Source organism: Phycisphaerae bacterium, from assembly GCA_019636475.1.
GTDB lineage: Bacteria > Planctomycetota > Phycisphaerae > UBA1845 > UTPLA1 > JADJRI01.
Genome location: JAHBXN010000001.1, coordinates 20,393 through 44,376 on the forward strand (window position 1 = coordinate 20,393; position 23,984 = coordinate 44,376).

The following is a 23,984-nucleotide window of genomic DNA, read 5'->3' on the forward strand; positions in this document are numbered from 1 at the left end:
CTGCGGGTTGATGATCAAGGCGACCGGAGCCGCCGACTCAAACGCGACGCTTGCGGCGGGCGCGACAGCCGTTGTGCGGAAGCGGGGTTACGTCCTCAATCGACTGAACGCGAAGACCGCCGGACTGCAAGCCAGAGACCGCGGACTCCCGCCCGCTGCCAGGCCCCTTGACCTTCACTTCGACCTCGGTGACGCCATAGCGCCGTGCGGCCTGCGCGGCAGTTTCGCCGGCACGCTGGGCCGCGAAAGGCGTACTCTTGCGGGTGCCCTTGAACCCGACCGTTCCAGCGGACGCCCAGCAGAGCGTTTCGCCATTGAAGTCGGTGATGGTCACCATCGTGTTGTTGAACGTCGAGCGAACATGGGCAACCGCGCGGGTGACATGCCGTCGAACTTTTTTCTTCGTCGTCTTCGCCACGAACAAAAACCTCCAAACACCGACTGCGGATGCACGCACCGGGGTCGAACCGAACCCGAGGAGCGTCAGCGCAGATCAGCAGATTAGCTTCGCAATTCCTTGACGCCCTTCTTGCCGGCGACGGTCTTCTTGGGGCCTTTTCTCGTTCGCGCGTTCGTGCGCGTTCGCTGGCCTCGAACAGGAAGACCCTTTCGATGGCGCCAGCCCCGATAGCACTGAATGTCGCGCAATCGGGCGATATTCTGCTGGACCTGGCGTCGCAATTGACCTTCGACCACAAAGTTGCGGTCGATGATGCCGGCGATGTGGCTGATCTGATCTTCCGTCAGATTCTTGGCGCGCGTGTTTTCATCGATCCCGGCTTCCTTCAGGATCGCGGCGCTTTGCGTCGGACCGATTCCGTAAATGTAGGCCAGCGAAATCACGATTCGCTTTTCGGCCGGTATGTCGACACCCGCAATACGTGGCATCCGCTCAACTCCCAAAAAAGACGACTATCCGCTTTAGCCCTGGCGCTGTTTGTGGCGAGGATCGGACGAGCAAATCACCCGAACGATACCCTTGCGCTTGACAATCTTGCAGTTCTCGCAAATTCTGCGAACACTCGAACGAACCTTCATGACTTCTCAACTCCCTGGTCGCGAAAAACGGCAGGCCGTTTTACGCAACCCAATGCAGCGGACTCGCAACGCAAGTGTCGCGAGTTACCGCCCGTCCGTCAGCACATCCACGCCAGCCGGCGTGACGGCGACTGTATGCTCAAAATGCGCCGAAAGGCTGCCGTCCTTCGTGACCTGCGGCCAGCCCGTCGAATCCCCCATCTTAACATGTCTTGCTCCGGCGTTCACCATGGGTTCCACGGCAATCACCAAGCCCGGTTCCAGCACGAAATCCGACTTTCGTTGGTCACGGTCCGTGTAGTTGGGCACTTTCGGCTCTTCGTGCATCTCCTGGCCAATTCCGTGGCCCACGAACTCGCGAACCACCGAAAAGCCCCGAGACTCCACATAACGCTGCATCAGGCCGGCAACCTCGCTCCATAGGCGTCCCGGGCGGATCTCCGCAAGGGCCAAGTCGAGCGTGCCCTTGGTCACTTCCAGCAGCCGCCGAGCTTCCGGCGAGACCTTGCCGACTTCAAACGTCCGTGCCGAGTCGCCGCAATAGCCCTTGAACCGAACGCCGCAATCGACGCTGATGATGTCGCCCTCGTGAAGGACGCGATCGTTCGGAATTCCGTGGACCACTTCATCGTTCACGCTGGCGCAGATCGCCGACGGAAACGCGAACTTCGTGTTCGGCGTCCGTACACCCTTGAACAGTGCGATCCCGCCCGATTCGGCGATCAGCCGTTCGGCCTCTTCGCCCAACTCGCGGACACGAATGCCTGGCTTGACCATCTCGGCCATGCGATTCAGCACGCCAAACACGATACGGCCAGCCGCTCGCATCAGCTCGATTTCGCGCGGGCTTTTCAGTACAGCCATATTCGGTCGACCACGCAACTCTCGACGCATGTCCTTTTTGGCGGAATCTCTCATAGACCAGGACATGCCTTTCGGATCGCCTCGCTCACCGCGTCCAGGCTGCCGACGCCTGAAACCGTCCGCAACACGCCCTCGTCGCGGTAGTACGCGATCAGCGGTTTCGTCAATTCATGGTAGTTTCGAAGCCGCTCGTTCACCACGCTCGGCTCGTCATCCATGCGCCGCGCGAGCTTCTGCCCGCATTCATCGCACACGCCGGACGCTCCGGGCGGCGAAAACTCCATATGATAGACGCGCGCACAATTCGGACAGGACCACCGTCCAGTCAGGCGGCGCACGACCACCTCATCTTCCACATCGATGCAGATCACCGCATCGAGTCGCCGCGATTCACGCAGGAGTCGAACATCCAGCCCCTGCGCCTGGGCCACCGTTCGCGGGAAGCCGTCAAGAAGGAAACCCCTCGACGCCTCCGGCCGACCGATGTGATGCATCATCATGCTCAGAATCAGGTCGTCCGGCACAAGGTTGCCGGCATCCATAAATTCCTGAGCCTTGCGCCCCAAATCGGTCTGCGCTCGCCGCTCCGCGCGGAGAATGTCGCCGCTGGAGAGGTGCAGCAACCCGGCTGATCTGGCAAGGATCGCGGCCTGCGTCCCCTTGCCGGCGCCGGGAGGACCGAGGAGGACAATGTTCACGTATAGGCTCCCTTGATACGGCCTCCTCCCTCACTATCAAGGAATCCCGCGTAGTTTCGCATAATGAGGTTGGCTTCGACTCGCTGGACCAGATCGAGACCGACGCTCACAACAATCAGCAACCCGGTACCGCCAAGGAAGGAAGACACCGAGAACGGAATATTCATGGCCGAGGCCAAGAGCTGCGGGATGATCGCGATCAACGCGAGGAAGCCCGCTCCGACGTAGGTGATCCGAGTCATGACAGTTTCCAGATAGTCAGCCGTTCGCTTGCCCGGTCGAAGTCCTGGAATGAAGCTGCCGTTATCGCGGAGCGAGTTCGCCATTTCCTTGGGCTGGAACTGCACGGTCGTCCAGAAATAAGCGAAGAAGTAAATCATCGCGATGTAGCTGAGCACGTAAAGGAAGCTCGACCCGTGAAACTCAGAAGCCATGGTCTGAAAGAAGCCCACGCTCGGGAACGAATCGGCAAGCCAGCCAAAGAACAGGCCGGGGAAAATCAACAAACTGCTTGCGAAAATGATCGGCATGACGCCGCCATGATTCACGCGCAGGGGCAGGTAGTTCCGCTGACCCCCGTACATTCGGCGACCGCGCATCTGCTTGGCCTGTTGAATCGGAATTCGCCGCTGCCCCTGCGTGATGAGGATTGAGCCGGCAATGACGCCGACGAATGCCAAAAGCAGGAACAGAATCTTCGCCGGGCCCATCTGGGCTTCGCCGCTGACATCGATCGAAGCATTTTCGATCACCCAGCCGACGGCCGTCGGCATACGGGCGAGAATGCCCGCCATGATGATGAGGCTGACTCCGTTACCGATGCCGTATTCGTCGATCTGCTCGCCGAGCCACATGAGGAACACGGTGCCAGCGGTCATGGCCGTCAGGCCGATGAGGATGAACGACACGGAGGCCAGGAAGTTGTTGCTCATGTCGTTGAATTCTTCGTGGACGAGCCGAGCGCTCTTGATGTAGTGCAGCCAGAAGCCGGCCTGGATGATGCAGATGAGCACCGTGGAATAGCGGGTGTATTCCTGAATCTTTTTCCGACCGATCTCGCCTTCACGCCGCAGTTTTTCGAGCGAGGGAATGACTGTGCCGAGCAACTGGAAGATAATCGACGCAGAGATATACGGCATGATTCCAAGGCCGAAGATGGTGCTCTGCTGGAGATTGCCGCCGGTGAACATCGAGAAATACTCGGTGAGCTGCTCGACCCCGCCGGCGCCTTCACTCGAACCGGCGTCCTTCATGCGGGTGAAGTGCGACTCAAGCTCAGACTGGTCGATGCCCGGCAACGGCACATAAAAGCCGATACGGTAAACGGCCAACAGCGCGAGCGTGAAAACAATCTTGTTTCGCAGCTCGGGGACCTTAAAGATGTTCAGAAATGCCGAAAGCATAGCACTCGTTCCATCGAATGTGGCGGGCAGCGGGACGACCGGCCCGAGGCCTTTCGTCCGTATCGCGAGGTTCGTCGCCCCGCGTCAACAGCCAGCTCAATCACTTAACCACGTCTAAACGCGCAAAGGCACAGCGGATTCGCCGCCGTGCCCATCAAACTCCGACCGACCGAGCCGGCAAATCAGCCCGCCCGGCCGAGCGGATCACTCAGCGCCTCCGCTCGCTTCATCTCCGCCCGCCGACGCCTTTGCCGCCCTGGACTTCTTGCCGCCGGCCGCCGGGGCCTCAGCCGCCGGCTTGGGCCGTCGAACGAACTTTTTCTTCGGCTTGGGACCGAGCCAATTGACCTTGCCGCCGGCCGACTCGATTTTCGACGAGGCCGTGGCGCTGAATCGATGTGCGTCGATCGTCAGCTTCTTCGCAAACTCGCCATCACCGAGGATCTTGACCGGCTTGGATCGATCCCGGACCAGACCGGCTTCTTCGAGCGCGGCCGGCGTTACGTGTGCGCCGTTGTCAAATCGTTCGGCGATGTCCGCCAGATTCACGATCTGATATTCCTTGCGAAACAGCACGTTGCTGAATCCGAACTTCGGAATGCGGCGAAAGAACGGAAACATGCCGCCTTCGTACAGCTCGAACTTGGTGACGCCCGCTCGCGCGCCGGAGCCTTTGTGGCCGCGGCCGGACGTCTTGCCGCTGCCGCTGCCCTCGCCTCGACCGACACGCCATCGCCGCGGATGGGCACCGGCCTTCCTGGTAATTTCAGTGATATTCATGACGATCCACCACCTATGCCGAACGCGGCCTTTCAAGCACTGAGCGTCACGCCGCGCAGCTTCTCAACCGTTGCACGATCGCGCACCATCTGGAGCGCGTTCAGGGTCGCCTTGACCAGATTCTTCGGGCTGGTCGAGCCGTAAACCTTGGTCAGACAGTCTCCGATGCCGGCCAACTCAAGCACCGCGCGAACGCTCGAACCGGCGATCACACCGGTACCGGTCGGAGCGGGCAAGAGCAACACCTGACTCGCACCGAACTGCCCCTTGACGCGATGCGGAATGGTGGTGCCGTTGAGACGCACGGGCTTCAACTGGCGGGAGGCCTGCTTCCGTGCTTTGTCCACGGCATTCGGCACTTCGTTCGCCTTGCCGTATCCGACGCCGACACGACCGTTCCGGTCTCCGACGACAACCAGCGCGGCGAAGCTGAATCGACGACCGCCTTTGACGACCTTCGAGCAGCGATAGACCTTGACGACATTGTCGTCATAACCCGGGCCTTCGTCGGCCTCGCGACCTCTTCTTTGACTCGACTTTGCCATCGATCACTCGATCCATTTCGGCGCTTGTCGCGCCATTCCATTCGACAGACCTGAAGCCACAACGCCCCAGGCGACCCACGCCCGCTAAAACTCCAGACCGGCCTTCCGCGCGGCCTCCGCCAGCGCCTTGATTCGACCGTGATACCGCAAACCGGTGCGATCGAAAGCAATCAGCCGAATGCCCTGCATCCGCGCCCGCTCGGCGAGAATCTGGCCGATCTTCGCCGCTGCCGCGCAGTTGCCGCCATACTTCACGGCCTCGGCGACATCCTTCTGCAAGGTGCTGGCGGCACAGAGGGTGCGGCCGGAAATGTCGTCGATGATCTGCGCGCTGATGTTCTTGTGGCTGCGGTTCACCGTGAGCCGCGGCCGCTCCGGCGTGCCGAAGAGTTTTCGCCGAACGCGTAGTTTGCGGCGCTGAAGTCGGACTGTTTTTCGTCGTTGTTCGTTCATCGAGACACCTGAAGCCGATCGCCGGGCGAATCAAACGCCCGACGAGAAAATCAACCACCTGCTCCGGCGAAGGCCTTGCCCGCCTTGCGGAGAATCTGTTCACCTTCGTAACGGACACCCTTGCCTTTGTACGGCTCGGGGTGGCGTGCATCCTTGATTGCGCGACAGAAGCGCCCGACAACTTCCTTGTCGATGCCTTCCACAGTCAGCTTGGCGGGCGTGTCGTCACCCTTGGCTGCCGCGACCTCGACGGTCACTTTGATGCCGGCAGGGACCGGAATTTTGATCAGATGGGAATAGCCGACCTTCAGGTCGAGCGACTGGCCCTGCACCGCGACGGTGTAGCCGGTTCCGTACACTTCCATCTTCTGTGAATAGCCCTGCGTGACGCCGACGACCAGATTATTCAGGATTGCGCGGGTCGTGCCATGGAGAGCGCGAGCTGTCGCAGAATCCGAAGCGCGATCGACCTTGAGGGCATTGGCGGACGCATCGTGCGCGACCTTGACACCGTTGGCATGCGCGAACGTCAACGTTCCCTTGGGGCCGGTCACACTGACCTTGTTGCCCTGAACCGCGACCTTCACGCCGGCCGGCAGGTCGATTGGCTTTTTGCCGATACGAGACATATCTCAACCTCTTCCAGTTCCACACCCGGCGTTGCAGCGACCGGGGGAGAACCCCACTTGCCGCGAACGGGGGCAACGCCCTCGCCGCGCGATCAATACACCGTGCAAAGCAGCTCGCCACCCAAACGCTCCTCACGGCAGCGGCGGTCGCTGAGCACGCCGCGACTCGTCGAGAGGATGGCGATGCCCAAGCCGTTCAACACGCTCGGAATTTCATCGACGCCGACGTACTTCCGGCAGCCGGACTTGCTTTCTCGCTTCAGGCCGTTGATGACGTGCTCGCCGCGCGGTCCGTATTTCAACTTGAGGCGAAGCTGCCCGACGGCGCCGTCTTCGATCGACTGCACATCGTTGATGTAGCCTTCCTCCTGCAGCACTTTGCAGATGGCATGTTTGAAATTGCTGCGCGGAATCATCACGGTGTCGGCGCGGTTGCGCGACGCGTTGCGAATCCGGGTCAACATATCGGCGATGGGATCACTCCACATGTCGTCTTGTCCTCTTACTGCCTCGCCCGGTGCGATGACATCGCAAAACCGCGGGCGGCTGTTCGCGAGCCGTCAGGCCGGGCCGCAATCACCAGCTTGACTTTCGAACCCCCGGAATCTTGCCTTCGAGCGCCAACATGCGGAAACACAGGCGGCACAACCGGAACTTGCGGTAAACCGCGCGGGACCGTCCGCACACCTGACACCGCGTGTAAGCTCGAACCTTGAACTTCGGCTTCCGCAGGGACTTAATCATCCAACTTTTCTTGGCCATACTCTCAGTCGCTCCTCGGATCCGTCGTCCGAAAGGGCATTACGCCGCCCGCCCGCCGCTTCCATCGGCGCGCCGGAACGGAAGACCCATCAGGGTTAATAGTTTTCTCGCGTCGGCGTCCTTTGTCGCGGAAGTGACGATCGTGATATTCATACCCTGCTGGAACTGAACCTTGTCGGCCTCCACTTCCGGGAAGACCGTCTGTTCGTTCACACCCATGTTGTAGTTGCCGCGACCGTCGAAGCTCTTGGGATCCAAGCCGCGGAAGTCGCGAATTCGAGGAATCGCCAGCGAGATCAGCCGATCGAGAAATTCGTACATGCGCCGACCTCGGAGCGTGACCTTGGCTCCGATTTCGTAGCCTTCGCGCAGCTTGAAATTCGACACGCTCTTCTTTGACTTGCAGAGCAGCGGCTTCTGACCGGTGATCTGCATCAGTTCCTTCGCGGCAGACGCCATGCGAACTTTTTCGGCAATTGCCTTACCGACACCCATCGATACGACGATCTTCTTGATCTTCGGGATGGCGTTCGGATTCTTCGTGCCCAGCTCGTTGCCGAGGGCCGGCAGCACTTCCGTTTTGTATTTTTCCATCAACCGGGCCATTGCCCACCTCGAATCAACTCATGGCGTCTAATTCGACAAGACGTCATGCAATCAGGCTGTCGCAGCCTTGACGTTCTCCAACACCGTTCCACCGCGCGTCACGCGCCGCTTCGATACAATCTTGCCGCTGGAATCCCGCTCCACCTCGAAATGGACCCGGCTGCCGCGTCCTGTACGCGGGTCGACCGGCAACACATTCGAGACGTGCACGGGCGCTTCCTTCTGAATGCGGCCGCCCTGCGGATTCTGTCGACTGGGTCGCAGATGCCGATAGACCAGGTTTACGCCCTCGATCCAGACTCGACCTTTTTCGGGATCGACGCGGAGGACCTTGCCCTGCTGGCCTCGGTGCTCACCGCTTCGAACCTCGACACGATCGCCTTTTCTTACTTTTGCCGCCATATGCCGATCTTTCCGTCAATCGTGGATGCCAGCCGTCTCGCATGCGGCGAGACGCCCCGGATTCAGGACTCGCTCAAACCACCTCAGCCGCCAGGGACACGATTTTCATGAAGCCCTTCTCGCGAAGCTCTCTGGCAACCGCCCCGAAGATGCGTGTGCCCTTGGGGTTTCGATCGTCGTCGATGATGACGGCGGCATTCGTGTCGAACTTCACGTAGCTGCCGTCCGGCCGGCGAACGGGCTTCTTGGCCCGAACGATGACGGCCTTGATCTTTCGCCGCTGCGACCGTTCCTTGCGGTTGTTGCCGACGTAGTATTCGCTGTTCGGCAGTGCCTTCTTCACGGCACAGACGACGATGTCGCCCACGGTCGCAGTGCGTCGCGTATATCGGCCCCGACCGGTCGAACCGCCGATGACACGGATCACCAGGGCCCGCTTGGCGCCGGTGTTGTCCGCGATGTCCACAATCGTTTCCTGTTGAATCATGAAATCACCAACGGACTATTTCTTTGCGGCGGCCTCTCGCACCCTGCGGGCAACACGCCATGACTTTGTCTTGCTGATCGGTCGACATTCGGCGATCTCCACGACATCGCCGGCCTTGCACACGTTCGCCTCGTCGTGAACGTGAATTATCTTCTGTTTCTTCAGGTACTTGCCGTACTTCGCGTGCTTGACAAGCAGATCGAGCCGAATTTTCACCGTCTTTTGACGGGCATCGGCCACCACAACGCCGACGCGCGCCCGGCGCTGACCCCGTGTCGTCACACTTTTAGTCGCTGTTTCCGTCATGCGTGTATACCGTCTCGTTTCTCATCAACGACCGGGCGATACCCCGGCAGTCGCTCTATCGTTGTCCGACCGACTCCATGTGATACTGCTTCTGCTCAATATTTTCTTCGCCACGCTCATGAAGAACGGTCAGCACCCGGGCAATGTCTCGCTTCGTCTTGCCAAGCTGCGACGAGTCCTCGAGCTTTTCCGTAACGGCCTGGCTGCGCAAATCGAAGAGGTGTCGCCGGAGGCGATCCAGTTCCATGTGCAGTTCGTCAATCTTCAGTTCTCGAAGGTCCGCGATCTTCATGGCCGAATTCAACCTCTCGATCAACCTGCGCTATTGATTAAAGACTGTGCCGTCTCGTCACGAAGCGACATCGCATCGGCATCTTGTGGGCAACGCGGGTCAGTGCGTCGCGAGCCACCTTTTCTTCCACGTCTCCGATTTCGAAGATGACCGTACCGGACTTCACAACCGCGACCCAGTGATCAACTTCACCCTTGCCCTTGCCCATTCGCGTTTCGAGCGGTTTAGCCGAGACGCTCTTCTGCGGGAAGATTCGAATGAAGACGCGCCCCTGACGCTGCAGGAAGTGCGACGCAGCCATTCGGCCCGCCTCAATCTGTCGAGCCGTGATCCAACCTTCAGTGAGCACCTGAAGGCCAAAATCACCGTACGACACTTTGTTGCCGCGCGTCGCCACGCCACGGATCTTGCCGCGGTGCTGCTTGCGATACTTGACTCGAGACGGCATCAATGACATCGAACGTCACTCCCATTCCATTCAGCCCGGCAACAACGCCGGTGAACCCGTCAAACCGAAGCCCGGCCTCAGGCCCGCGCTCGGCGTCCCGTCCGGCGGACCGGTTCGGTCTCTTCGACCTCTTCGCCGTACTGACCTTTGTAAATCCAGACTCGAACGCCGATCGCGCCGTAAGTCGTATAGGCCTCGGCGAATCCGTAATCCACATGAGCCTGAAGCGTCTGGGCCGGAATCGAGCCGCGCTTCTGCTGTTCCACGCGGGACATTTCCGCGCCGCCGAGCCGACCCTTGATGATGATCTTCACACCCAGCGCGCCGGCCGCCATGCCCGCGTCGACGTGCATCTTAACGGCTCGCCGGAAGCTCGTGCGCCGCTTCAACTGCGAGGCGATGTCGAGCGCCATCAGCTGGGCGTTCAAATCAGGGTTCTTGATTTCCTTGATGTTAATGCTGACCTTGCGGTCGATCATCTCCTCGATGACTTCGCGAAGTTTGTCCACTTCGGCGCCCTTGGGGCCGATGACCATGCCCGGCCGCGCCGTCGAGAGGAAGACTTTGACCTCGTCGCGGGTGCGCTCGATTTCGATCTTGGCGACGCCCGCGAACGGCGGCGTGTCGTTCAAGCGTTTCTGAATCAGACGGCGGATTTTCTGATCTTCAATCAGAAACTCGGCGAACGCCGCCTTCGGCGCGAACCAGCGCGAACGCCAGTCCTCGGTGACGCCGATTCGGAACCCGATTGGATGAACTTTCTGTCCCATATCGATTTACTTCCTCGGTCCCTCGGCCACCGTCACGACGATGTGGCTGGTGCGTTTCATGATCGGATGGGCTCGACCTCGATCCTTCGGCTTGAACCGCTTGATCGTCGGCCCCTCATCCACGCGGGCTTCGTGAACGAAGAGCCCGCGAACGTTTGCTTCCTGCTCGTCTGCATCCGCCATCGCGGCGCGGAGGACCTTGTCAACATACGCGCAGGCCCGCTTCTTGGTAAATTTCAGAAGCTCCAGCGCCTCGTTCACATGACGACCCGCGATCAACTGCGTGACCAGCCGTGCCTTGAACGGACTGATGCGAGCGTAGCGATGCCTGGATGTCCACTTCCCGTCAGCCATTGAACAGGCTCCGAATTCGAGGGGATCAACCCTCCGCCTTCTTCGCGGCCGTATGGCCCTTGAAGATTCGCGTGAGGCTGAACTCGCCCAACTTGTGACCGACCATGTCCTCGGTCACAAACACCTTGTTAAAAATCTTCCCGTTGTGAACCTCGAAGGTCCGCCCGACGAACTCCGGCGGAATCGTGCAGCGACGAGCCCACGTCCTGATCATCTCGTGGGAGCCGCGATCAATCGCACGCTGCACCTTCCGGTACAGCTTCGGATCGACATACGGGCCTTTCTTCAGACTGCGTCCCATGGTTGACTTTCACTCAAACGCGGCGGACTCAATTCCCGCCGCCATGACACCACGTCACCCGGCGCCACGGCCGGTGATACATCACATCAAATCCTACTTGCGCCGCTTCAGCTTCACTTCGCCGTAGCGCCGGCTCTTGCGCCGCCGGAGAATCCGACGGTTGGAATTCTTTCGGGGCTTCCGCGTTCGACCACCCTTGGCCAACTTGCCGGTCGGACTGCAAGGATGTCGACCTCCGCCCGAGCGGCCTTCACCACCGCCCAGCGGATGGGCGATCGGATTCATGGACGTGCCGCGGTTATGGGGACGGCGGCCCTTGTGTCGCGTGCGGCCGGCCTTGCCCCAGACGATATTTTTGTGCTCAACATTGCCGAGCTGGCCGATCGTCGCCCGACATTCAACCCGCACCTGCCGCATTTCGCCCGACGGCAGGATGATCGTCGCCCAATCGCCTTCCTTCGCTGCCAGACGACCGGCGCCACCGGCTGTTCGAACCAGCTTGCCGCCCTGGCCGGGATTCATCTCGATGTTGTGAATGTCCATGCCGATGGGGACATACTTCAACGGCATGGCATTGCCAAGATTCGGCTCAGCCGTGGGGCCGTTCATGATCTTGTCGCCAACCTTCAGGCCGTTCGGCGCGAGGACGTAGCTCAGCGATTCGTCCGCATACTTGACCAGCGCGATGAACGTGTTGCGATTCGGATCGTATTCGATCGCCTGAACGACGGCCTCGATTCCGTCCTTGTTCCGACGAAAATCAATAATTCGATAGAGTCGCTTGTGTCCGCCGCCACGAAATCGCGATGTCGTGAAACCCTGATTGTTTCGACCGCCGGTCTTCGGCAACGGGCGAACGAGGGACTTCACAGGCCGGCGACTCTTATCAGTCAGCTCGGCAAAGTCGTTGACGCCCGAGTTTCGTCGGCCCGGCGTCGTCTTCGAGTACATTCTCACGCCCATGATGCGTTACCTCGCGTGCCTCGTCGCAGAAAAACCTGAGTCCATCACTTACGCCTCATCACATTCAGTCCCCTGACGCATTCACACGTCAGAACAGGTCGATGTGAAAATCCGGACTCAAAACCACAACGGCCTTCTTCCAGTGCCGAGTCAAACCGGGCCGGCCGCGATACATTCGCGTCTTGCCGCGCCGCGTGCAGGTCCGCACCGATTCAACGCGAACCTTGTAAATCTTCTCGATCGCATCCCGAATTTCGATCTTGCTTGCCTTGGGATGCACTTCGAACGAGTAGGCACCGCCGCGACCGGGACGACTGCGCGTGGCCTCGTGCGACAACTTGCTCTGGTGCGTGCCCTTCTCGGTAATCAGCGGACGTCTAATGACGTGATAGATATCCATGTGTCCTTACGCCTCCACCGTGCGACCGAGATTAACCGGATCCGATACCAATGCCTTGAAGGCCTCGGGCGTGAAGAGCAGCTTCCCGGTCCGGAGCACGTCATAGGCACTGATGTCGTAGATTGATTTGAGAGTCAGGACAGAAATGTTGCGGCCGGACTTCAACAGATTGACATCCGCACCGAGATGAGCCAGGAGCGTCGATCGAGCGGCATCGACGGCCTTCAAAGTCGTCGCCATCTTCTTTGTAGAAGGACCGTCGAACCGAATACCGCTGACAATGATCGCCCGACCGGCCTGAGCCTTGGCGAGAATCGCCGAATTGCGAGCAAGCCGGCGCATTTTGCGATTGAGCTTCTGGTTGTAGTCGATGTTCTTCTTCGCGAAGGCATGACCACCACCACGCCGCACGGGCGTTCGCAGATTACCGGCTCGAGCACGGCCGGTGCCCTTCTGCTTGTAGAGTTTGCGCGAAGCGCCGTGGACGTCCGCGCGACTCTTCGTCTGCACGGTACCCTGTCGACAATTTGCCCGGTGCGCGACGACAGCCTGCTTGAGCAGGTCGTGCCGGACGCGACCGCCGAGCAGTTCGGGGTCGAGTTGCTCGCCACCGATCTTCCTGCCGTCCGTATCCAGTACTGGAATCTCAATCATGACTGTCTGGACCTAATTAAGAAGGGCCGCATCGGCCTTCGGGGCCGGCGACCCTATCCAACATCTCCTATGCCTTCGTTGTCGCTCGCGACACAACCACATAACCGCCTCGCGGACCAGGAACCGCACCCTTGACCAGGAGCAGATTCCGATCGCGATCCACGCCGACCAAGACCAGGTTTCGAACAGTGCACCGCCCGTGCCCCATTCGCCCCGACATGCGACGGCCTCGCTTGACAGCCATGCCGCCACCACGGGAACCGCCACCGCCGATGCTGCCCGGCGCGCGATGCTTACGCTCAGTGCCGTGCGAGCTTTCCTGGCCTGCAAAATGGTGCCGCTTCATCACGCCCTGATAGCCCTTGCCGATCGAGGTGCCGACAATATCGACAAACTTGATCTGCTGCTCCTCAAAGACGTCCACCTTGACCTCGTCACCAACCTTGATGTCCGTGGGATCAACCAGCCGAACTTCACGAACGAAGCGACAAGGCTTCGCACCGGACTTTCGAGCGTGCCCTATCTCCGGCCGCGTGCAGCGAGACGGCTTCTTATCAAGAAAGCCAAGTTGCACCGCTTCGTAACCGTCGGACTCTTTGGTCTTGACCTGAAGCACCTTGCAGGGGCCGGCGAGTATCACGGTAACAGGGACCGTGACGCCACCCTCCCCGAAGATGCGGGTCATGCCGATTTTTGTTCCAAGTATCGCCGCCTTCATGGGGCACATCATCCCTTAGGGTTCACGTTCACACGCGAACCCGAGACGCACGCGATGACACTCACGTGCTTCGACACGAGAATCCAAAAAGGGGAGTTCAACGAGACCAAGCAGAGGAACGGGTGCAAGACGTCTGCACCGGTTCGTGCTCTATGCCTTGATCTTCACGAACACACCCGCCGGCACCACAAGCCGGTTCAGGGCTTCCACCGTTCGTGCGGTCGGATCGAAAATATCGATCACCCGCCGATGCGTGCGCATTTCAAATTGCTCACGCGACTTCTTATCAACGTGCGGACTGCGGAGCACGGTGTATCGTTCGATCCGCGTGGGAAGCGGAATGGGGCCTCGGACGCGAGCGCTTGTGCGCTTCGCCTGCTCGACAATTTCGAGCGCCGAAACATCCAACGACCGATGGTCGTACGCTTCCATTCGGATTCGGATACGATCTAATGCCACGTTGCTACCTCAGTCCTTGACACATCTTTCACCACGTCCTGGCAGGGAATTCATTGTCTCCCGAACCATTTCGCAGACCAGCAATACTACCAAGCCGCCCGAGCCTGTCAACCCACGTAAAATTGAATTTTTCGCACGCGATTTCCCGGCTCCCAGTGCTGCAACCCGGCCATTCATCCCGCCAAAATTCCCACCCAGCGACCGAATCGGTTCACCGGCACCTACCGCAGACGGCAAGCCGATCACCAATCCGACGCCGGGACACTGCGGGTCCGCCACCCACGCACCCTTTCGCCGACGCCCTGTCGTGCGCGAGGGTCGCGGCCCCGCGAAATGGACAGCCGATTCCAGACTACTCATACCCGTATCGCTTCAGAAGTTCCTTCTGAAGCGAAGGCGGCATTGCGGCATAGGTCAGCGGCTCCATCGACCACGAAGATCGCCCCTGCGTCAGCGTTCGCAATTTCGTGGCATACTGGAACATTTCCGCCAACGGCACATGCGCGTGGATCACACGATCGCGATTCCGTAGCTCCGTGTCTTGAATAATTCCGCGCCGGGCGCTCAGATCGCCGCTGACCGCCCCGAAGTAGTCGTCTGGCACGGTCACCTCCAGCTTCATCAGAGGCTCGAGCACCACGGCGCCGGCGTTTCTCATCGCCTCCTCAAACGCCCGCCGTGCCGCATTTTCGAAGGCCAGTTCCGTACTCTCGGATTCGCTCTGTGAACCGCCCAGGAGCGTGGCGCGAACGTTCAGCACCGGAAAACCGCCCAGCGTGCCGACCTGAAGCGTGTCCTCAATGCCGCGACGCGCCGCCGCGATGAACTCCGGCCGAAGTTGACCTTCGGGAGCCGCATTCACAAACTGAAACGTCGCCGATGTGCCGGCCGTTGCAGCGGCTCCGCCTTCTTCATTGCTCTCGGTGGCGGCAAGCGGCTCGACGCGTAGTTGAACGACGGCAAACTGCGGCGCGGTGGCGGTCTTCAGAATGAAGCTGCCCTCGGCATCGGCCGGACGCGTGACGGTCTCGCGATAGGCGACCAGCGGCTTGCCAACGCTGACGGGCACACGAAAATCGTGCTCCAGCTTGTAGGCCAGCACTTCCAGATGCAGTTCACCCATGCCGCTGAGAATTGTCTGCCCCGTTTCCTTGTTGACGCGATGCTGAAAAGTCGGGTCCTGACGTGACAGCTTTTCAAGCGAGTCAATCAGGGCGTCCTTGTCGCGTGTGTTCTTTGGTTCGACCGACACGCTCATGACCGGGGTCGGGAATTCGATCTTTTCCAGCAGAATCGGCTTGTTCGCATCACAAAGCGTGTGTCCGGTCAGTGCGTCCTTCAACCCGACGCCCACGACGATGTCGCCGGCCGTCGCGACATCGATCTGATCGCGCCGTTTGGCGAACATACGATACAGCTTGCTTAGATTCTCCTTCTTGCCCGTGTTGTTGTTGAAGACGCGGGCGTTGCCCCGGAGCGTGCCCGAATAGATCCGAAGGTAGTACAGATCGAGCGGCTTCTCCGCGACGATCTTGAACACCAGGGCCGAAAACGGATCATCCTTACTGGGGCGGCGTGTCACAATTGTGGCATCATTCGGCGCGGCCGGTGCGGAAACCGGCGGTCGATCCAGCGGAGACGGCAGGTAGTCAATCACGCCGTCAATCAGCTTCTGAACGCCGACATGCTTCAACGACGATCCGCAGAAAACAGGCTGCGCCTTGCCTGACACCGTCGCCTGCCGCAACACGCGTCGAATTTCCGCGGAATCCAGCGGCCCGCCTTCGAGATACTTCTCCATGAGCGCATCGTCCATCTCCGCGACGCGCTCTTCCAGATTGTGCCGCCAGAACGCGGCTTCGTCGGCCAACGACGGAGGGACGTCGCCCTCGTCGATTTTCGAGCCGTCGTCCCCGATGAAATGGAACGCCCTCATGCTGAGCAGGTCGATCAGCCCCTCGAAGGTATCATCCGCGCCGATCGGAATCTGCACCGGGATCGGATGGGCCGACAATCGTTTCTCAATGGATTTTAAAGATGCAAAAAAGTCCGCGCCGATTTTGTCCATCTTGTTGATGAACAGAATGGCCGGCACCTTGTATTTGTGGGCCTGTCGCCAGACCGTTTCCGACTGCGCCTCCACGCCTTCCTTGGCGTCGAAAACGACCACCGCCCCATCGAGCACGCGCAGACAGCGCTCCACCTCGGCCGTGAAATCCACATGTCCCGGGGTGTCAATCAGATTGATCGTGTGGTCTTTCCACGGACAGGTGACGGCCGCACTGAAGATCGTGATGCCGCGTTCCTGCTCCTGTTCGTCGAAATCGGTCGTGGTTGTTCCGTCATCGACCTCGCCCATGCGGTGGGTTTTTCCGGTGTAATATAGAATTCGCTCGGTCGTCGTGGTCTTGCCGGCGTCGATATGGGCGGCGACACCGATGTTGCGCACCTTCGCCAGCGGCGAAGCTTCGGCAGTGCCATCCTCGTCGTTATTCTCCGATTTTGCAGCGGCTTTCATCTTGCGACCGATCCTCCACAGCTGGCGCGCGCCTGGCGGACGCGGCAATCGACATAACATATTTCCGCAATGTGAATTCCGCAAACCTGCGGCCCCATTTCCCATACCAGTATTCCGGCGATCGCGCGCCGAAGACAGGAGAATCGCTTGACGACCACCGGGAACCGCCGACGAATTGCAAAATTGTTGAGCCCAGCGCGCTTTGAGTTATAATTCCACAGAGAGCCGGGCGGAGGTTACTCAAATGGATATGCGAATTCGCAATCTGCATTTTGCCGTCGTCTGGACGGCTGCCCTGCTGACCGCAGGTTCTTCGCTCGCTCGTGCCGATTTGATCTATGACAACGGACTGCCCGGGGGATTCCTCGGATACTGGGGTCCGGATGTCTGCACCGATCAGTCCGTCGGCGTTCGCTTCACGTCAACAAACGACTATGCCTTCGACGAGGTGAGCCTCTGGCTAATGAATAATGACTGGTCCGGCTCCACGCACCCTGTCGTGCGCGTCACGCTGAGACCCGACTGGCAGCAGGACGGACAAAGCCGGCCCGACCCGGCCGTCATCGAAGAGATGTTTGTCACTGTCAGTACGATCGGCTGGCTGCCGATCCTCGAAACGGCTCATTCGACCGATCACCCACGCCTTTGCGCAGGCCGACACTATTGGATTGTCGCCGAATCAGCCGCGCCCTGTGGACTTGACGGTGTGTGGGTGGTGTCCGGCGAAGACACCGGCTTCTCGGCCAATACCAACAACGGCGAGTGGCAGGCCGGCGGCGATGGCGCGGTTCCGGGCATGCAGGTGAGGGCGACGCCGCTCGCGCTGGGCGATATGGACGGCAGCGGCATTTGCGATCTTGAAGACGTGACGCCGTTCGTGCTCGCACTGATCGACCAACCCCTCACCCCGGACCATGTCGCACGGGCGGACATGAACTGCGACGGGGCTGCCGACGGACGCGACGTCCAGCTGTTCGTGGACGCATTGATCGCAAACTAACCTTCATGGCAACATGGATGATGTGGCTGAATGGAGCCCGGGTAAGTTCGGGCCTGCCGAAGCGAGACTTCTGAGCGCACGCTGGATTCCAATTGCCAAGGGATAGCCGATGACATGCCAATGGCAATGTGCGTTTGCAATCGTGCTCGCAAGTCTGACCGGCTGTTCCACACAGTCCATGCTACCGACCGATGAACCGGCCGTGCGCGAGCAAATCGCAAGGCAAGGGCTTTCGGAATCCGACAATCTAACCCGGGTATCGGCTCTCGCAAAGAAGATTGAATCCGCCTACACGTCTTGCTCGACGCTCAAATTCACGGCGAAAATTACAGAACCACCCCATCCCGAATTGAAGCGCGTCGAAATCGCCATGACGCCCGGCCGCCTTAAGAGCCGCATTTTCATCGATGACGTGCCGGTGCTTGTCTGGACGCACGCGGACGGTCAGTGGCAGGAATGCAAGGCTGCGTACCGTGGAATTCCCGCTCAGTACTTTTTCATGCCGGTCCAGTCGCCGGATGAACCGATTGATGTGAGGCTGTCGGATGGCATCGAGCGGCACATGTGTGGATTCGGAGGGTATTACCACACCTGGCTGGCGAAAGACTCTGGGCGCATTCGGTACTTTACAATGCGGGTCTCAAATGGATTCTGGATCGGTACGCATCGCGTCGACAATCATCGTTGCGATGTGGTCGCGTGCTTACCGAACCAGAATTACGGCGGCACGGAGCTGATATATATCCGACCTGACGGTTTCATCAGCCGATGGGATTCGATACGCCGTAGCCGACCCGACGAGTCCCCTCGACTCGTACGGATTCGGACTTACTCCGATTTTCAGTTACACCCGTTGCCGCCAGAGACATGGGAATTCGAGTCGATTCCGAAGGAGGCCATGGAAGTCGTCAGGGTACAGGAATGAGTATGGGCCCTGCCGCGTGCAGCCAGCGATGCGGGTTCATCACGCCCCGCTGCACTCCAGCGGCTTCGAATCGGGCAACCCTGGCGAATCCGATTGTGGTACAACCGGTGCAAGACACGTCTCCGGCTCGATTCCCGGAACCGGCATGATCGATCGCTGTGGTTTGACCCGTCGCCCCGGACCCGCGGCGGTGATAAACGCCACGGCAATGACAATCATTGCCCCGGCGATCAGCGTGTTGTTCGTGAGGGGTTCGTTTTCGATGGCCCAGCCGAGCACGAGCGCGACCACGGGATTCACATAGGCATACGTGGAAACGCGCGCCGGCGTCGTGACCTGCAGGAGCCAGACATACGCCGAGAATCCGATGAGCGAGCCGAACACCACCAGGTAGGCAAAAGCACCAAGCGAATAGAGCGAGATCGACTCGGACCTGAAAGCTGAATAGTCTCCGCGTGACGCGGCTACGATCGAGAGAAGCAGTCCGCCGGTAATCATCTGCATTGAAATTGACATGAGCAACGATGATGGCATTTTGGCCTGGCGCGAGTAGATCGATCCGAGCGCCCAGAGCAGGCCGCCCAGCAACAGCACGCACGCCTCGGCCGGATTGACCGATCCGGAACCCAGATGCGAACGCGGATCCACCAGCACTGCGACGCCCATAAAGCCAACAACGAGGCCGATCACCACACCCCTGCCGGGTCGTACTCCGGACGGCCGTAGCCATTCGATCAGCACCATCCACATCGGGAGCACGGCGACCAGCAGTGCGACGATGCCGCTGGGCACCGTCTGCGAGGCCCAGACAACGCAGCCATTTCCGCCAAGCAGCAGAAATGCCCCGACAATGGTCGTATTCACCCAATCCTTGTGCGCAGGACGTTTCACGCCACGCCAGCGACAGAAGGAATAAAGCACTATTCCGGCAATGAGAAACCGCGAACCCGCCATCGCGAACGCTGGGAGCGTCTTGATAGCGATCCGAATTCCGAGATAGGTCGAACCCCAGATGAGATAGACCGCGGCGAAGGCGGCGACGAGCGCCAGCACAGATGCCTCGCGCTTCGGGACGACAGATGGTCTTGATGGGTCTGCGGCGATGTAAATTGACCTCAACTGCACTACGATCCGGCAGTATAGCAGTCGAATCGGGTCTTGGCGCGGTCCTGCCCGAGCACGACACAGAGAATTACGTTCAGATTGGAATTCAGTTCGCCCTCAGCGCGACGGAATTGTGCGCTGCCCGCGCTCCAGGTCGAGCAGGAGCTGTTTCCGCCACAGCCCCCCGCCATAACCTCCCAGCTTGCCACCTTTGTTCACCACGCGATGACACGGAATGATGATGGCGATTCGATTCGAGCCGTTGGCCGTCCCCACCGCCCGTTGAGCGCCCGGCCGGCCGATGTCCTCCGCGAGACGCTCATAGGAAATGGTCTGCCCGTAGGGAATTTGAAGCAGACGCTTCCAAACGGCGACCTGAAAAGGCGTGCCCGGAAAGTCGAGAGGCGTCCGGAAATGTCGAAGGCGGCCCGCGAAGTAGTCGCTCAATTCGTCCGCCGCCTGATCGAGCACGGAGTTTCGACCAGGAACCACGGTGCACTCGAATCGAGCACGAAGCGTCTTCAACTGCGATTCCAAGGCCCGCCGATCGGAGAACTCCAGCAAGCAGAGCGCTTTGTCCGTCGCCCCGAGCAGCAGCGACCCGACGGGACTCGGCAGCACGGTCGCGACGATGCAGTCATCCCGCCGCCCCGCGCCCGGCGTCTTGCCAAATGTCTTTTCAAAGGCATCTCGAAATGCACTGTTCGATTGGTAACCGTGCTTCATCGCCACTGTCATGAGATCACCACCCTCTCGCAATCGGGCCAGGGCCATGCCCATTCGCCGGGCACGATGATATGCCTGGAAGGTCATGCCATAATGTTCATTGAAGTATCGCCGCGCGCGTGACGGCTCGATCGTCATCGCACGAAGATCGCGGTCGCGCAGCCGGTCTGCGGGTGAGCGCTCGACTGCGTCGATGAGCCGCGCGACCCACGGCGGCGGACGGCCGTCGGCATCCATCGGCCGACATCGAAGACACGGCCGATACCCGGCATAGAGTGCTTCCTTCGCCGTCGGGAAGTACTCGATATTGCGTTCGCGCGGTTTCCTGGCTGGGCAAGAGGGACGACAGAACACACCGGTCGTCTTGACGGCGGCGAAGAAAATGCCGTCGTACTCGCAGTCACGTCGCACGATCGCCCGGAACATCTCGCCAAGGGATGGAAGCGTTTTCATACTGTCCGGAATCTACCTCCGCGCCGGCGCGGGGGTCTACCGAAAAGTGAACGCGGATGTCAAATCCCCCCGCGCATTGTGCCGGAGTGTTACTGCGGCGTTATTCCAGAAAAAAGCCCACGGACCGAGGCCCGTGGGCTTTGATGAGCAGTCATATCATTTAAGGCCAGACACGCGTACGAACTTCGCAGCGAAAATCAACCATTGTGCTGGCTGCGGATGATCTCGCTCGCCTTGTTGCTGGAGAGATTCAGCGCGCCGAGCGCCTGCGAGGCGGCCGATCGAAGCACCAGGTCGGATTCATTCATGGTAAATTCAATCAATCGGGAGACCACTTCACGCTCCGCGATCAGGCTGCCATTGCGTCGGGCGGATTCCGCAAGGGAACCGAATGCCGCGATGCGCTCGGCGGAGCCTTTCAGCGCATCCAACGCATACTCCGCAAGCGCCTCCTGTGATTCGACGTTGCCGATGAGAGCCAGCGTCCGCCCGGCCTGCACTCGAAGCGGCTCGGAGGCGTTTGACAAGGCGCCGACCAGCGCCGGAGTGGCCGCCGCAACGTCGAACACTTTCAAGTTGCTCTCCGCCACGGAACGCAAAACCGCCGCTGCCTGAATCGCCAGATCGAGCGATAGAATTCTGTCAAGCGGCGACATACCCAACGCCTGAGACGCCCGCGAGATTCTTGCATTGACCTGTTCGCTGATCTTTTGGAAGTCCCCCAGATCGATCACAAAGGCATCCAACACTTCGACGCCATTGGATTCGCGAGCCAGCCGCGCGGCCTTGGCAACCTCGCCTTCCTTCGCGACCACCAGGATGGGCGTCGCCGACGTTTCAAAGCTCTTTCGAAGCTCAGTAATGGACGACGACACGTCCGGTTCCGAGATATCACTGGCCAGCAGGATGATGTCGTAGTTGACGAGGTTAGCTTCACGCCCAGCCTGCATCGCTTCGTACAGCGTCCCGCCGACGGCACACTCGTAATTCAGCGACCGCATCAGGGCCTGCAATTTGTTCTGCACGGAGATGTCGCCATCGACAATCAGCGCGGCCTGTCGGTCCGACTGCGCCAATGCTTCCGATAGGACCGGAATCACATTCTCGCTGCCGCTGAATGCCGTCTTCGGCAGAGCCGCCGCCAGCGCGAGCGCGACCTTCACTCGAACCTGCCGATTCGGGAACATCAGGCACTGCACCATCGACTGTTTGTAGTCTTCGTTGCCCACCAGGCTCGGTTCGCCCGCTGTCACGCGAAGCGCCGCGATCGCGCCCAGCGCCACTCCCGACTCGCGCCGTTCAAACGCGCGACTGAGCACCATGTGGTTATACCTCGGTCCAGCCGCGCGGCCGAAGTAGATGGACCGGGGATAGTTCGCCGGTCGCGTCGAATCCTTCGCTTCGAACGGGCTGGACTGCTCGCTCTCCACATCGAGGCCGAGCTTTGCTTCACGGCGATAATTCGCGGCCAGCCACAGGGCGACGGCGCGATCGTTGTCCGACGCCAGATTCAATGATTCCTCACAGCATCGCATCGCCATGACATCGCTGAAGATGGCGCGCGGCACTGGAATGTAGCGGAGGTCGTTTCCGCGAAGGTACCAGATGTTGGCATCGTCGCTTCGAGGATCCGCCGCCAGCGACTCCGTCCCGACGTAGTACAAATCCGCAAGATCATAAAACAGGCCGGCCGGATTCGAGACGCCCCCGGCGCCCAGGGCGCTGATCGCCTGCTCGGCGGCCGTGCGAATCTCCGGAGCCTGGCTCGAATCAGCCGCGATTTTTGCCAGATACGGAACGGCCTGCTTGTACCCGATTCGTCCGAGGGCGTTGATGATGATGCCCTTGGTGACGTCGTCCTTCATGCCCAGTGCCTGAACGAGCGGGTTCAGCCCCGAGCGACCGATCTGGGGGATCACCTGAATGATGGCCGGATGCAGGCTCTTTCGATTTGAATCCTGCAAAGCCTGAATCAGATGCGGAATGGCATACTCGCCGGAAGACTTCAACCGGTTGGTGGCGTTGTAAGCCATCCGAGGTGCACCGCCGAGTTTCTGGATGTTCGTGACGATCTCGTATGGATCCATGCGCAGAAGCTCTTCGCCACGGACCAGCAATTCGAGAAACGCCTTCGCGGACTCACCCACCTCGGTGTTGTTTATCAGCTTCAGCAAGGTGTCCTGCCGGTTCGCGTTGTAACGAACCAGTTCCAGCAGAGCCACCGGATCGGGGTTCGAATCGATCAGTGCCTTGAAGTTGGCATCGGCATACCCAAACCGACCGATGACCGCGAAATGCAGGCCGTCCTCGGCCAGACCCTTCTGCCGACGGCCGTTCTTGATCTGCTCGGCCAGCGCTTTGACACCGGCCGGTGCGTCGTCCTTCGCGGCCCACTGCTCCAGCCGAACCGTGCCAGTCCGATCGGCCATCAATGCCAATCGCAGGTCGGACAGCTTGAGCGGAACAATCTGTTCGAGCTTGGCAGATGCGTCGGCGGTGTCGTCCCGTTCGACCGACCTCATCGCGGCACTCCAGGCATCCCAGGCGCCGAGATGCTGGCCCACCATGTCGTCGGCCAATTCCTGTCCGAACGAGGGGGCGGGCGGAACGATCAACGCGGATAAAATCAGCGCAATGACGACGCTGAACCTATTCATGGACTTGCGGTTCATCGAGAACAACCTCCCGAAACCATCTTCGGACGAATACCGGGGAAACTAACGCACGATCTTGAGGCAGGTTACGACTTTTGGAACCCCAGCGTCCGACCGCATGGCGTGCATGGTGGACGGCCCCCGCGCTCGGCGGGGAATAATGCTCGAAGACCCTCAATATAAGGAAGTTGCGCGGTTGGGTCAAGGAATGGTGCGACTCATTCAATCCTTCGCGGAAGTCACAGCCGGGGTCCCCTTCCCCAATCGACATT

At 60.0% G+C, this 23,984-nt stretch carries 32 protein-coding genes; 2 read left to right on the forward strand and 30 right to left on the reverse strand.

Annotated elements, in window-relative coordinates:
• Window positions 1-37: 37 nt before the first annotated feature.
• From rpsK to fusA, 27 genes are all read right to left on the reverse strand, one after another.
• The gene (gene rpsK / locus KF841_00100) at window positions 38-418 is read right to left on the reverse strand and encodes a 30S ribosomal protein S11 (protein ID MBX3393743.1); all 381 of its coding nucleotides are present in this window, start codon (window positions 416-418) and stop codon (window positions 38-40) included.
• An 83-nt stretch (window positions 419-501) separates the two neighbouring features.
• The gene (gene rpsM / locus KF841_00105) at window positions 502-888 is read right to left on the reverse strand and encodes a 30S ribosomal protein S13 (protein ID MBX3393744.1); all 387 of its coding nucleotides are present in this window, start codon (window positions 886-888) and stop codon (window positions 502-504) included.
• A 33-nt stretch (window positions 889-921) separates the two neighbouring features.
• Window positions 922-1,038, reverse strand: coding sequence for a 50S ribosomal protein L36 (rpmJ, locus tag KF841_00110; GenBank protein ID MBX3393745.1), 117 nt, complete (start codon window positions 1,036-1,038; stop codon window positions 922-924).
• An 84-nt stretch (window positions 1,039-1,122) separates the two neighbouring features.
• Window positions 1,123-1,902, reverse strand: coding sequence for a type I methionyl aminopeptidase (map, locus tag KF841_00115; protein ID MBX3393746.1), 780 nt, complete (start codon window positions 1,900-1,902; stop codon window positions 1,123-1,125).
• Between the two features lie 50 nt (window positions 1,903-1,952).
• Window positions 1,953-2,600, reverse strand: coding sequence for an adenylate kinase (locus tag KF841_00120; protein MBX3393747.1), 648 nt, complete (start codon window positions 2,598-2,600; stop codon window positions 1,953-1,955).
• Entirely contained in the window at window positions 2,597-4,003 is a 1,407-nt protein-coding gene (secY, locus tag KF841_00125; protein MBX3393748.1) for a preprotein translocase subunit SecY, read from the reverse strand. The genes KF841_00120 and secY overlap by 4 nt, the downstream gene beginning before the upstream one ends.
• 204 nt (window positions 4,004-4,207) lie before the next feature.
• The gene (gene rplO / locus KF841_00130) at window positions 4,208-4,783 is read right to left on the reverse strand and encodes a 50S ribosomal protein L15 (protein ID MBX3393749.1); all 576 of its coding nucleotides are present in this window, start codon (window positions 4,781-4,783) and stop codon (window positions 4,208-4,210) included.
• A gap of 32 nt (window positions 4,784-4,815) precedes the next feature.
• Window positions 4,816-5,328 carry a 30S ribosomal protein S5 gene (gene rpsE, locus KF841_00135; GenBank protein ID MBX3393750.1) on the reverse strand — a complete coding sequence of 171 codons (513 nt, stop codon included), beginning with the start codon at window positions 5,326-5,328 and terminating at the stop codon, window positions 4,816-4,818.
• Between the two features lie 84 nt (window positions 5,329-5,412).
• A complete protein-coding gene (rplR, locus tag KF841_00140; protein ID MBX3393751.1) occupies window positions 5,413-5,781 on the reverse strand; it encodes a 50S ribosomal protein L18 in 369 nt (122 codons plus the stop codon).
• A 50-nt stretch (window positions 5,782-5,831) separates the two neighbouring features.
• The gene (rplF, locus tag KF841_00145) at window positions 5,832-6,410 is read right to left on the reverse strand and encodes a 50S ribosomal protein L6 (protein ID MBX3393752.1); all 579 of its coding nucleotides are present in this window, start codon (window positions 6,408-6,410) and stop codon (window positions 5,832-5,834) included.
• 92 nt (window positions 6,411-6,502) lie between these two features.
• A complete protein-coding gene (rpsH, locus tag KF841_00150) occupies window positions 6,503-6,898 on the reverse strand; it encodes a 30S ribosomal protein S8 (protein ID MBX3393753.1) in 396 nt (131 codons plus the stop codon).
• 88 nt (window positions 6,899-6,986) lie between these two features.
• A complete protein-coding gene (locus KF841_00155) occupies window positions 6,987-7,172 on the reverse strand; it encodes a type Z 30S ribosomal protein S14 (GenBank protein ID MBX3393754.1) in 186 nt (61 codons plus the stop codon).
• 39 nt (window positions 7,173-7,211) lie between these two features.
• A complete protein-coding gene (rplE, locus tag KF841_00160; GenBank protein ID MBX3393755.1) occupies window positions 7,212-7,778 on the reverse strand; it encodes a 50S ribosomal protein L5 in 567 nt (188 codons plus the stop codon).
• Window positions 7,779-7,829: 51 nt separating this feature from the next.
• Complete coding sequence (gene rplX, locus KF841_00165; GenBank protein ID MBX3393756.1) at window positions 7,830-8,180, reverse strand: 50S ribosomal protein L24; 351 nt, start codon at window positions 8,178-8,180, stop codon at window positions 7,830-7,832.
• Between the two features lie 73 nt (window positions 8,181-8,253).
• The gene (gene rplN, locus KF841_00170; protein MBX3393757.1) at window positions 8,254-8,667 is read right to left on the reverse strand and encodes a 50S ribosomal protein L14; all 414 of its coding nucleotides are present in this window, start codon (window positions 8,665-8,667) and stop codon (window positions 8,254-8,256) included.
• Window positions 8,668-8,682: 15 nt separating this feature from the next.
• On the reverse strand, window positions 8,683-8,973 hold the full coding sequence (rpsQ, locus tag KF841_00175) for a 30S ribosomal protein S17 (GenBank protein ID MBX3393758.1): 291 nt from the start codon (window positions 8,971-8,973) through the stop codon (window positions 8,683-8,685).
• Window positions 8,974-9,028: 55 nt separating this feature from the next.
• Window positions 9,029-9,265, reverse strand: coding sequence for a 50S ribosomal protein L29 (gene rpmC, locus KF841_00180; protein MBX3393759.1), 237 nt, complete (start codon window positions 9,263-9,265; stop codon window positions 9,029-9,031).
• Between the two features lie 37 nt (window positions 9,266-9,302).
• Window positions 9,303-9,722, reverse strand: coding sequence for a 50S ribosomal protein L16 (gene rplP, locus KF841_00185; GenBank protein ID MBX3393760.1), 420 nt, complete (start codon window positions 9,720-9,722; stop codon window positions 9,303-9,305).
• A 68-nt stretch (window positions 9,723-9,790) separates the two neighbouring features.
• Window positions 9,791-10,483 carry a 30S ribosomal protein S3 gene (rpsC, locus tag KF841_00190; protein MBX3393761.1) on the reverse strand — a complete coding sequence of 231 codons (693 nt, stop codon included), beginning with the start codon at window positions 10,481-10,483 and terminating at the stop codon, window positions 9,791-9,793.
• 6 nt (window positions 10,484-10,489) lie between these two features.
• Window positions 10,490-10,837: a 50S ribosomal protein L22 gene (gene rplV / locus KF841_00195; protein ID MBX3393762.1), complete on the reverse strand. Its 348-nt coding sequence runs from the start codon at window positions 10,835-10,837 to the stop codon at window positions 10,490-10,492.
• A gap of 25 nt (window positions 10,838-10,862) precedes the next feature.
• Window positions 10,863-11,138 carry a 30S ribosomal protein S19 gene (gene rpsS, locus KF841_00200; GenBank protein ID MBX3393763.1) on the reverse strand — a complete coding sequence of 92 codons (276 nt, stop codon included), beginning with the start codon at window positions 11,136-11,138 and terminating at the stop codon, window positions 10,863-10,865.
• A 93-nt stretch (window positions 11,139-11,231) separates the two neighbouring features.
• Window positions 11,232-12,101: a 50S ribosomal protein L2 gene (rplB, locus tag KF841_00205; GenBank protein MBX3393764.1), complete on the reverse strand. Its 870-nt coding sequence runs from the start codon at window positions 12,099-12,101 to the stop codon at window positions 11,232-11,234.
• Window positions 12,102-12,189: 88 nt separating this feature from the next.
• Window positions 12,190-12,501: a 50S ribosomal protein L23 gene (gene rplW / locus KF841_00210; GenBank protein MBX3393765.1), complete on the reverse strand. Its 312-nt coding sequence runs from the start codon at window positions 12,499-12,501 to the stop codon at window positions 12,190-12,192.
• Window positions 12,502-12,507: 6 nt separating this feature from the next.
• Window positions 12,508-13,155, reverse strand: a complete 648-nt coding sequence (rplD, locus tag KF841_00215; protein ID MBX3393766.1) for a 50S ribosomal protein L4 — start codon at window positions 13,153-13,155, stop codon at window positions 12,508-12,510.
• 67 nt (window positions 13,156-13,222) lie between these two features.
• Window positions 13,223-13,873: a 50S ribosomal protein L3 gene (gene rplC / locus KF841_00220; GenBank protein ID MBX3393767.1), complete on the reverse strand. Its 651-nt coding sequence runs from the start codon at window positions 13,871-13,873 to the stop codon at window positions 13,223-13,225.
• A 150-nt stretch (window positions 13,874-14,023) separates the two neighbouring features.
• On the reverse strand, window positions 14,024-14,332 hold the full coding sequence (rpsJ, locus tag KF841_00225) for a 30S ribosomal protein S10 (GenBank protein ID MBX3393768.1): 309 nt from the start codon (window positions 14,330-14,332) through the stop codon (window positions 14,024-14,026).
• A 352-nt stretch (window positions 14,333-14,684) separates the two neighbouring features.
• Window positions 14,685-16,850: an elongation factor G gene (gene fusA, locus KF841_00230; GenBank protein MBX3393769.1), complete on the reverse strand. Its 2,166-nt coding sequence runs from the start codon at window positions 16,848-16,850 to the stop codon at window positions 14,685-14,687.
• A gap of 244 nt (window positions 16,851-17,094) precedes the next feature.
• Here fusA and KF841_00235 point away from each other — a divergent pair, with 244 nt between their 5' ends.
• On the forward strand, window positions 17,095-17,850 hold the full coding sequence (locus KF841_00235; protein ID MBX3393770.1) for a hypothetical protein: 756 nt from the start codon (window positions 17,095-17,097) through the stop codon (window positions 17,848-17,850).
• 109 nt (window positions 17,851-17,959) lie between these two features.
• Window positions 17,960-18,775: a hypothetical protein gene (locus KF841_00240; GenBank protein MBX3393771.1), complete on the forward strand. Its 816-nt coding sequence runs from the start codon at window positions 17,960-17,962 to the stop codon at window positions 18,773-18,775.
• Between the two features lie 39 nt (window positions 18,776-18,814).
• Here the strand turns inward: KF841_00240 and KF841_00245 are convergent, their stop codons facing one another.
• The 3 genes from KF841_00245 to KF841_00255 all read right to left on the reverse strand — a co-directional run bounded on the left by KF841_00245 (window position 18,815) and on the right by KF841_00255 (window position 23,715).
• A complete protein-coding gene (locus KF841_00245; protein ID MBX3393772.1) occupies window positions 18,815-19,900 on the reverse strand; it encodes an EamA family transporter in 1,086 nt (361 codons plus the stop codon).
• Between the two features lie 96 nt (window positions 19,901-19,996).
• Window positions 19,997-21,031 carry a bifunctional transcriptional activator/DNA repair protein Ada gene (locus KF841_00250; GenBank protein ID MBX3393773.1) on the reverse strand — a complete coding sequence of 345 codons (1,035 nt, stop codon included), beginning with the start codon at window positions 21,029-21,031 and terminating at the stop codon, window positions 19,997-19,999.
• Between the two features lie 224 nt (window positions 21,032-21,255).
• A complete protein-coding gene (locus KF841_00255; protein MBX3393774.1) occupies window positions 21,256-23,715 on the reverse strand; it encodes a HEAT repeat domain-containing protein in 2,460 nt (819 codons plus the stop codon).
• Window positions 23,716-23,984: the final 269 nt, after the last annotated feature.